Source organism: bacterium (assembly GCA_016873475.1).
GTDB lineage: Bacteria > Krumholzibacteriota > Krumholzibacteriia > JACNKJ01 > JACNKJ01 > VGXI01.
Genome location: VGXI01000140.1, coordinates 1 through 8718 on the forward strand (window position 1 = coordinate 1; position 8718 = coordinate 8718).

General features: G+C 72.3%; 8 protein-coding genes and 1 pseudogene. 4 read left to right on the plus strand and 5 right to left on the minus strand.

The annotated features are described in order from the left end of the window. The 3 genes from FJ251_11045 to FJ251_11055 form a co-directional block, all read left to right on the plus strand. On the plus strand, nt 1-985 hold a 985-nt coding region (locus tag FJ251_11045; GenBank protein ID MBM4118255.1), incomplete at its 5' end, for a bifunctional chorismate mutase/prephenate dehydrogenase. Between the two features lie 65 nt (nt 986-1050). After that, on the plus strand, nt 1051-1914 hold the full coding sequence (locus tag FJ251_11050; protein ID MBM4118256.1) for a prenyltransferase: 864 nt from the start codon (nt 1051-1053) through the stop codon (nt 1912-1914). A 24-nt stretch (nt 1915-1938) separates the two neighbouring features. After that, nucleotides 1939-2250, plus strand: coding sequence for a cytoplasmic protein (locus FJ251_11055; GenBank protein MBM4118257.1), 312 nt, complete (start codon nt 1939-1941; stop codon nt 2248-2250). On the opposite strand, the gene FJ251_11060 is transcribed toward FJ251_11055, so the two are convergent. From FJ251_11060 to FJ251_11075, 4 genes and pseudogenes are all read right to left on the minus strand, one after another. After that, a complete protein-coding gene (locus FJ251_11060; protein ID MBM4118258.1) occupies nt 2247-4037 on the minus strand; it encodes a T9SS type A sorting domain-containing protein in 1791 nt (596 codons plus the stop codon). The genes FJ251_11055 and FJ251_11060 overlap by 4 nt on opposite strands. Beyond that, on the minus strand, nt 3964-5493 hold the full coding sequence (locus FJ251_11065) for a hypothetical protein (protein MBM4118259.1): 1530 nt from the start codon (nt 5491-5493) through the stop codon (nt 3964-3966). The genes FJ251_11060 and FJ251_11065 overlap by 74 nt, the downstream gene beginning before the upstream one ends. 132 nt (nt 5494-5625) lie before the next feature. Then, nucleotides 5626-5799: pseudogene (locus FJ251_11070) on the minus strand (adenylyltransferase). Nucleotides 5800-5815: 16 nt separating this feature from the next. Further along, nucleotides 5816-6580 (minus strand): hypothetical protein, encoded by a 765-nt coding sequence (locus FJ251_11075; protein ID MBM4118260.1) that lies wholly within the window; start codon nt 6578-6580, stop codon nt 5816-5818. 250 nt (nt 6581-6830) lie between these two features. Between FJ251_11075 and FJ251_11080 the strand changes: the two genes are divergently transcribed. Next, nucleotides 6831-7583, plus strand: coding sequence for a hypothetical protein (locus FJ251_11080; protein ID MBM4118261.1), 753 nt, complete (start codon nt 6831-6833; stop codon nt 7581-7583). 5 nt (nt 7584-7588) lie between these two features. Here the strand turns inward: FJ251_11080 and FJ251_11085 are convergent. Next, on the minus strand, nt 7589-8718 hold a 1130-nt coding region (locus FJ251_11085; protein ID MBM4118262.1), incomplete at its 5' end, for a HAMP domain-containing histidine kinase.

The following is an 8718-nucleotide window of genomic DNA, read 5'->3' on the forward strand; positions in this document are numbered from 1 at the left end:
CCGCATCAAGAGCACCCTCGGCCTGCCCGTGCGCAACTTCCCCGTCGAGGCCCAGGTGCTCGAACGCCTGCGCGCGGGTTGCGCCGAGCGCGGCCTGGACCCCGAGGTAGGCGAGGCCCTGGCCGGTCTGCTCATCGATCACGCCGTGAAGCTCCAGGCCGGCCTCGTCGATCGCGCGGCCGGCGGCGAGCGTGGCGAGGCCGTGGTCGTCGGTGGCCGGGGCAAGATGGGCCGCTGGCTCTGCGGCTACCTGCGGGCGGGCGGCCATCGGGTGCGCGTGCTCGATCCCGCCGCGAGCCCCGGCGAGGCGGACAGCATCGCCGATCTCGAGGCCGCCGCCGGCGCCGACCTGCTCGTGCTCGCCACGCCGATTGCGAGCATCCCCGCGCTGCTCGCGGCGCTGGACTCGGCGCGCCATCGCGGCCTCGTGCTCGACATCGCCTCGCTGAAGTCGCCGCTGGTCGCACCCCTGCGCGCTGCGGCCGCGCGCGGCCTGCGCGTGGCCAGCGTGCATCCCATGTTCGGGCCGAGCGCCACCCACCTCATCGGCCGCAACGTGCTCTTCTGCGACTGCGGCGACCGGGCCGCGCTCGCGGCGGCCCCGCAGCTCTTCGTCGGCGTCGGCGCCCAGCTCGTGGAGCTGCCGCTCGAGGAACACGACCGTCGCATGGGCTACGTGCTGGGCCTCGCGCACCTCGTGAACATCCTCTACGGGCGCGTGCTGGGCGCCAGTGGACTGGACTACCGGCGCCTGGGCGAAGCGGCCTCGACCACCTTCGCCAAGCAGAATGCCACCGCCCGCGATGTGCTGCGCGAGAACCCCGACCTCTACTTCGAGATCCAGCAGCTCAACGCCAACACGCCTGCCCTCGCCGCGCAGCTTCACACCGCGCTCGACGAGACTCTCGGCGCCGTCGCGCGGGGCGATCGGGAGGCCTTCCGCCGCATCATGGACGCAGGCCGCACTTTCTTCTTGGGAGGATGATGATGAGGACACTCGGTGCCCGGACGCCGGGCTCTGCCCTGAACGCCGCCGCATTCCTCGGCCCGATGCGCGTGCCATTCCTGGCGCTGGTGCCCGCTTGCGTGCTGCTCGGCGTCGCCTGCGCCGCCCTGCGCGGCCCCATCGCCTGGGGCGACGCGCTGCTCGCCCTGCTCGGCGGGCTGGCCGCGCACATCGCCGTCAACGCCCTGAACGAGTGGGACGACTTTCGCAGCGGCGTGGACCTGCGCACAGAGCGCACGCCCTTCAGCGGCGGCAGCGGCACGCTGCCCGCGCATCCCGAGGCCAGCCGCGTGGCGCTGGGCATTGCGCTCGCCGCACTGCTGGTAACGGCCGCCGTGGGGCTGCGCTTCCTGCTGCGTTGGGGCTGGGGCCTGCTGCCGCTCGGCCTGCTCGGCCTGCTCACAATCGTCCTCTACACGCGCTGGCTCACGCGCTCGCCGCTGCTCTGCCTGCTGGCACCGGGCCTCGGCTTCGGCCCCTGCATGGTGATGGGCACGGACTACGCGCTGACCGGCTCGTACAGCGCGGCGGCCGGCGTCGCCTCGCTGGTGCCCTTCTTCCTCGTCAGCAATCTGTTGCTGCTGAACCAGTTCCCCGACGTCGCGGCCGACGCGGCCGCGGGGCGCCGCCACCTGATCATCGCGCACGGGATGGAGGCCGGCGTGCGCGTCTACGGGCTCTTCCTCGCCGGCGCCTACCTGAGCCTCGCCGCCGGCGTCGGGCTCGGCGTGCTGCCCTGGCCGGCCCTGCTCGGCCTGCTGACCGCGCCCCTCGCCTTCGCCGCCTGGCAGGGCGCGCGGCGTCACCACGCGAACGCGCCCGCGCTGATCCCCGCGATGGGCCAGAACGTGCTTATCAACCTGGCCACGCCCGCGCTCGTCGCCCTCGGCATCTTCCTGGGGCGCTAGCGGCGCATCTGGTAAACTCGGCCCATGCCCGAGCGATTCGTCAGCGAGGCCATCGTCCCCGAGGCCGGCGGCTTCGATGCCGTGGCCATGGCCACGGGCGAACCGGCGCCGCCCGCGCGCTTTTGCTGGCGGGGCCGCGAGTTCACGGTCGTCGAGCAAGTGGAGAGCTGGCGGGAGCTCACGCCGCGCAGCTTCGAGAGCGAACAGTACCTGCGGCGCCACTGGTTCCGCCTGCGCACGGCCTGCGGGGCGACGCTCGTCATCTACTTCCAGCGGCGCGCCCGCGATGCGGGGCGCGGGCCGCGCTGGTGGCTCTACACGATCGAGGAAGCCTAGAGCAGGATCAGCTTCACGCTTGCCTCGTGGCCGTCCGCCACGAAGCGCGCGAAATAGACGCCGGCCGCCTGCCGCTGGCCGCCCTCGTCGCGGGCGTCCCACTCCCAGCTCAGGAGTCCGCCCGGCAGCGCGCCCGCGTGGAGGCTCTTCACGCGGCGGCCCTGGAGGTCGAAGATCGCCAGGCTCGCCGCACCGGCGCCCTCGCCGCGGTAGCGCAGCACCGTGCGCGCCCGCAGCGGGTTGGGCGCCGCTGCCAGGCTGAAGCCCAGCGGCGTCGTCTCGGGCGCGCCGACCAGGGTGCCCGTGTTGAGGAAGAGATAGTTGCCCAGCGTCGAGTCCCAGTTCGTGCAGCCGAGGTCGAGGTCGCGCGAGTAGCGGAAGGCCACGGCGACCTGCGCGCCCGGCGCCGGGGCCGCGGCGAGGGCGAGCCAGCCCGTCGCCGGATGCAGCACGTACTCGCTCGCGGCGAGCGGCGTGCCATCGACGGTGACGCTCAGCACAGCGCGCACCGGCGCCGCCGCGAGCTGCACCCCCCGGCGCGCGCCGTCTCCCACCGCCACGGTCAGGCCGTTCGAGAGCAGACCGTCGTTGTCCACGTCCTCCCAAAAGAGGTTCTCGATCACGCTGCTCGTGCTGCTCTGCCAGACGGGCGCCGTGGTCAGCCCGCCGCCCGTGTTCTCGTAGAGGCGCACGGCGCCCCACCAGCGGCCGGCGGCGAGATCGCGATCGCCGTCGAGATCGAGGTCCACCCAGCTCACGTGCGAGCCGTAGCCGCCGTTGCTGCTCTGCCAGGCGGGCGTCGCGCCCAGCGCGCCGGCCGTGTTCGCGTAAACCTTGAAGCGGCCCGCGCCGCCGAGCTGGTTGTTGTCGGCCACGGCGAGGTCGGGCGTGCCGTCGCCGTTCCAGTCGCCAAAGGCGATCGTGTTCGCGTAGCTCGGCGTGTCGCCGCTCGTCCAGCCGGCCACGGTGTCGAGGCCGCCGCCCTCGCCATACCGATTGAAGTAGACGCGATTGCGGCTGATCTCGCCCGAGGCGGCGAGGTCGAGGTCGCCGTCGAGGTCGACATCGCACCAGGTGACGTCCAGCGCGTAACCGATGTCGCTGCTCTCCCAGGACGGCAGCGCCGGCAAGCTGCCGCCCGTGTTGAGGTAGACGCGCAGGCGCTCCGGATGCGCCTCGTAGGACTCCCCCGCCGCGCAGGCGAGGTCCAGGCGGCCGTCGCCGTTGACATCCCCCAGCGCGACGCTGAAGCAGTAGAGCGGCGTACCCGTGGACCAGACCGGCGTCGGCGTGAAACCGCCCGCGCCGTTGCCGAGGTAGAGCTTCGCCTTGCCAGGGTTGCCGAAGCCCGCGGGGCCGAGGTAGACGCCCACGACCAGATCGATGAGCCCGTCGCCGTTCACGTCGCCCAGGTCGAGATGGCCGTGGTAGTCGATGTCGCTCGAGCTCCAGGTTGGCGCGAGCGGCAGGCCCCCGGCACCATTGTTGCGGTAGACCACCACCGTCTGCCGCGCCATGTCGTTGCCGTTGGCGGCGACGAAGTCCACCCAGCCGTCGCCGTCGAGGTCGGCCCAACCGCCGCCTGTGGCGACGTGGCCCAGCGCCGTGCTGGTCCAGGCGGGCGTCGTGGCGAGGGGCATGTCGGCGCGAGCGGGGGCGGCCAGGCAGAGCGCGAATCCGAGCAGGGCGAGGCGGCGCATGGGGATCCTCCGATCAGGGCTGGGGCGCTGCTCCATTATAGCCCAGGCCCTGGTCGCCTGTCGCGTCCGCGTCCGCCGTCGCCGCATAGAGGTAGTAGGCTTCCGACGCCTCGATGGCCGGCGCGAAACTGGCGAGCGGCTTCAGATCCTCGCCCAGCGCCGCGGGCGGGAGCGGCAGGTTCGCCACGAGAAGGACCCGCCCGCGCTCGCGGGCGAGTCTCCGGGTCGCGCTCGCGATGTCGAGCGTGGGGTTCGGCGCACGTTGCGCGTTCCAAATGAGGAAGCTGCCCTGCCGGCCGCTCTCCGGATAGTGGATCGGCAGCGCCAGGCCCATGGCCACCGCCGACGCCGCGTAGTCGGGGTAGCCGATGAGGGCGCCGCGGTCCCAGCCGCTGGCCCGGATGAAGGCCGCGGTCTCACGGCTGCGGCTGAAGGGGTACCGCAGCTCGTACCAGGCAGCCGGCAGGCTGGCCGGCACTTGGAGCGCGAGCAGGAGCGTGAGCAGGGCGCTCTGGGGCGCGCGCCCGCTGCGCCGGGCTGCGGGGCGATGCTCGGCGGCCGCCAGGCTCTCGCCGAGCCAATAGGCGCCCAGCAGGGCCAGGAAAAGATGCCCATGGTGGCGGATGAAGCCCATGTACTTGACGGCGAGCAGCGTGCCGATCGCGGCGGCGGCGAGCGCGAAGCCGAGCAGAGCGAGTGGCCGCCGGCGCAGGATGAGGAAGGCAAGGAGCATCGCCAGGAGCGCCAGGAGAGCCTCCAGCCAGGGTAGGCTGCCCGGCGGCGAGATCGTCGAGAGCAGACTCGTGTTCCAGAAGTGCAGGGAGAGCTGCGGGATGGGCAGGAAGGCGTGCGCGGTGGCGCGCAGCAGGGTGGCCAGGGCCGGGTCGCGCCAGTGCCAGGCCGGCATGAAGCTCGCGTCGGGTGGCACGCGCACGTCGAAGACGCTGAGAACGAGGCCGCCCGCGAAGAGCAGCGCCCCGAGCGCCAGTGGGCCGCGCAGGTCCCGCTCACGCCCGGCCCGGCGCTGGGCGTGCAGTCCGCTGGCGATGAAGAGCGCCACGGCGAGCATCCCCGCGAAGGCATTCGCCTGGAGCATGACCAGCAGGCAGAGCTGCATCCAAAGCCAATAGCGCCGCCAGTCCCGGGCCAGCGCACAGAAGGCGAAGAGCGCCAGCACGCCCAGCGCGTAGTTGCGTGCGAGCACCGCGTACTCGTAGAGCAGGAAGTAGCCGAAGACCGCCAGCGCCTTCTGGAGCCCGCTGAGCGGTGCGCGCCAGATGAGCAGCGCGATCGCCATCGCCATCAGGATCAGGTGGAGCGCCTGCACGGCGCGGAAGTCGCTGCTGAGCCGCGTGAGCGCAAAGAGCAACAGGTACCAGCCGCTGGGGTGGCCCTCGTAGCGGGTCTGCGCGATCAGCTCGCCGAGGCTCGCGCTCTCCCGCGCGATGGACCAGGATTGCAGCTCGTCGCGCCAGGGCTCATGGGCGGCGAGCAGCGCCGCGGCGACGAGCAGGTAGGCGATGAGCAGGGCGAGCCGGCGCACGCGGATCCTCCCTTGCGCCGTGGCGAGGCGGCGCGGCCAGTATAGGCGAGCCCTGCCGGCATTCCCAGCGCGATCGCGGGCCGCGCCGGCCTAGTCGGTGGGCAGGCTGGAATCCACCGCCAGCGCCCAGCGCTGGATGCCGCCGAGCAGGTTGCCGACGATGCCGGGCAGCACGCCGAGCACGCCGCCCTCGGCGCAGTTGGGGATGGCGCCCGCGGGCGGCGGCACGGGAAAGACGCAGCGATAGCAGGGCCCGCGCCCGGCATGGAACACGGCGAGCTGCCCCTCGAAGCGGAAGATGCTCGCAGCGCCGGCTTGGGAGCTACCAGCTCCACTCGATGCCGGCACGCAGGGCGACGACGCTCTCAGTGTCGGCTTCGAGCGAGAGGTAGGGCGCCGTGGCAGCGCTGATTGGCCACTCCAGCTCGAACCCGGCGAGAGCGGCGTCGCTGCGGCCTTCGCCTGCCACGGGCTCGCTCTCGCCGAGAATCTCGCCGTAGAGTGACAGGTAGTCGTTCACGCTGAAGTCGAGCGCAAGGGTGTACAGGAACTGATCCTTCAGCGCCTCTCCGGCCGGCGACCCGTGGCTGACGAACTCGGTCTCCAGGGCCAGCTCCAGCTCGCCGTACTCCTTGGCGAGGATGGCGAGTAAGGAGTAGTCGGCCTTGCCGGTGCCGATCTCCCCGGCCCGGGCCGTGGGCAGCTTCAGCTTGCCGGCCAGCACGAGAGGCGGCCAAGGACCGCGCTCCTTCGCGAGGAGCCAGGACAGGGTGAGGTCCGCATCCCCCATGCCGCTGGCGCTCTCGCCCTCCGCCAGCTCCTGCCGCTCGTAGAAGACGGCCTCGAGCAGGAACTGCAGGCGCGCGCTCAGCGCGTACTGGACGCCGGTCTCGACGATCCAGGCGGAGGCGCCGCCGTCGCGCTCCAACTCGGCCGCGCTGTCCAGTGTGAACGCGCCGGCCTCCCCCATCGCCTGCGGCCCGCTCGCGTTGCGAGACAGGTTCGCCCAGGCCGGCAGCGGCAGAACCAGTACCCAGAGCAGGCCGATCACGATTCGTCGACGCCGAGCGGTGTTCGCGATTGACACGGTCACTCCTCCTCGCGTTGCGGGGCTCTCCTTGCCCCGAAGGTAGCGCCGGGAGATGACGCTCACCTTGCGTCGACATTGCCGTTCAGTCATGACCGCCGTTTCGCTGCGCTCCGCGCGGGCTGACCGAGTTGTCATCTCCGCGTCAGGTTCCGGCAAGCCGCCGCGCTTACCTTCAAGCCAAGCAGCTCGTGCGGTGCCCGGCGAGACCGCCGAAGCAATCGACGAGCGACGCAAGGAGACGAGCACGATGCCAACCGCCCCCGTTCGCCTGCGGACACGCAGCGCCGCCTTCACCTGCCTGGCCCTGCTCCTCGGCTGCCCGCCTCTGGCCGCCGAGACGGTGCCCCTCAAAGAGACCAAGCTCATCATCGAGCACAACGCCACCGATCGCGACACTGGATTCCAGGCCTTCGTCGACAGCGAGGGCTGGCAACGCCTCGAACTCATCGGGCCCCAGGGCGTCGTCCTGCGCTTCGAAGGCAAGGGCGAGCTGGGCGAGCTCGGCCTGACCGAGCTCTTCTTTGAAACCGTCGAACCCGAGAACGCCGCCAAGCCGATCGCCGAACTCCTCGAGGACCTGCCCGCGGGCACCTACACCTTCAAGGGTCGGGCGATGGCCGATGGCGAGGCGGGCGGCGAGATCCTCGGCACGGCCCAGCTCTCGCACGAGATTCCAGCCGGACCCCCGCTGCTCGCCCCCCCGGCGAATGCGACGGTGCCGGTCGCCGAAGTCGTGCTGCGCTGGGGCGCGGTGACTCAGACCATCGCCGGCAGGCCGATCGAGATCGTCGCCTACCAGCTCATCGTCGAGCGCAAGACGGATCCGCACCCCACGATGATCGGCAAGTGGGGCCTGAGCGCCTATCTGCCGCCGACGACGACGGCTCTCGCGCTCCCCGCCGGCCTCCTCGCGCCCGGTACGGACTACGAATGGGAAGTGCTCGCCATCGCGGCGAACGGGAACCAGACGCTCTGCTCGAGCCGCTTCCGGACGCAGTAGCGCGCTCACCGCGCGCTGCGCCGCAGATGGAGGGTGAAGGTGCTGCCCTGCCCTGGCGCGCTCACGGCGGTGAGGTCACCGCCGTGAGCGCGCGCGAAGGCGCGCGCCAGGCTGAGGCCGAGACCGCTACCCCGGCCGCTGCGGCTGGGATCCCCGCGGTAGAAGCGCTCGAAAACGCGCGGCAGCTCCGCTGCGGCGATGCCGCGGCCCGTGTCCCGCACCGCGAGCTGGACCTCACCGTCGCGCTCGGCGAGCGAAACCGTGACCCGCCCCCCAGCCGGCGTGTACTTGATCGCGTTGTCGACGAGATTGGCCACGATCCGCTGCACGCGGCTGCGGTCCGCGCGCAGGCTGCAGCGCAGCGGCGCCTCGACGGCGAGGGCGATACCGGCATCCTCGGCCACGGTCTGGAAGAGCTCCTGCGCCTCGCTGACCAGCGCCGTCAGATCCAGTTCCTCCAGTGCGAGCGGCGCCGCGCCGGCCTCGGCCTCGGCGATCTCCAGGCTGCTGTTGAGAATCGCCAGCAGGCGATCGCACTCCTCGGTGGTCGTGCCCGCGAGGGCGCTCCACTCCTCCCGTCCCGCGCTGGGCGATGCCGTGCGCTCGGCCGCCGCGCGCAGGCGCGTGAGCGGCGTGCGCAGGTCGTGGGCGAGGTTGTCCGTGACCTCGCGCATGCCGGTAACGAGCGCCTGGATGCGATCGAGCATCGCGTTGAAGGCGCGGGCCAGGCGGGCGAGCTCGTCCTCGCGCTCGCCGACCGGCACCCGCCGATCGAGGGCGCCGTCCGCGATCGCCAGGGCCGTGCGCCGCATCGTCTCCACGCCGCGCAGGGCGCGCCGCGCCATGAACCAGCCGATGGGCACGCCGAGCAGGAACACCGCCGGCAGTGCGTAGGCGAAGCCGCCGCGCAGCGCCGCGAGCAGGTCCTCCTCCTCTTCGAGGCTCTGGCCGAACTCGACCGCGTGGCCGCAGGCGAGGCGCACGGCCCCAACCCGCACCCCGTACTCGTGCCCGGGCAGCCTCAGCGTGCGCAACGGAGCCGTCTCGCCGGGCGCCAAACCGGCCAGCGCCGCGCGGTCCGCGGCGCTCGGGGGTTGAAAGCCTGCGCCCGTCAGCGCCTCGCCGCCGGGCGACC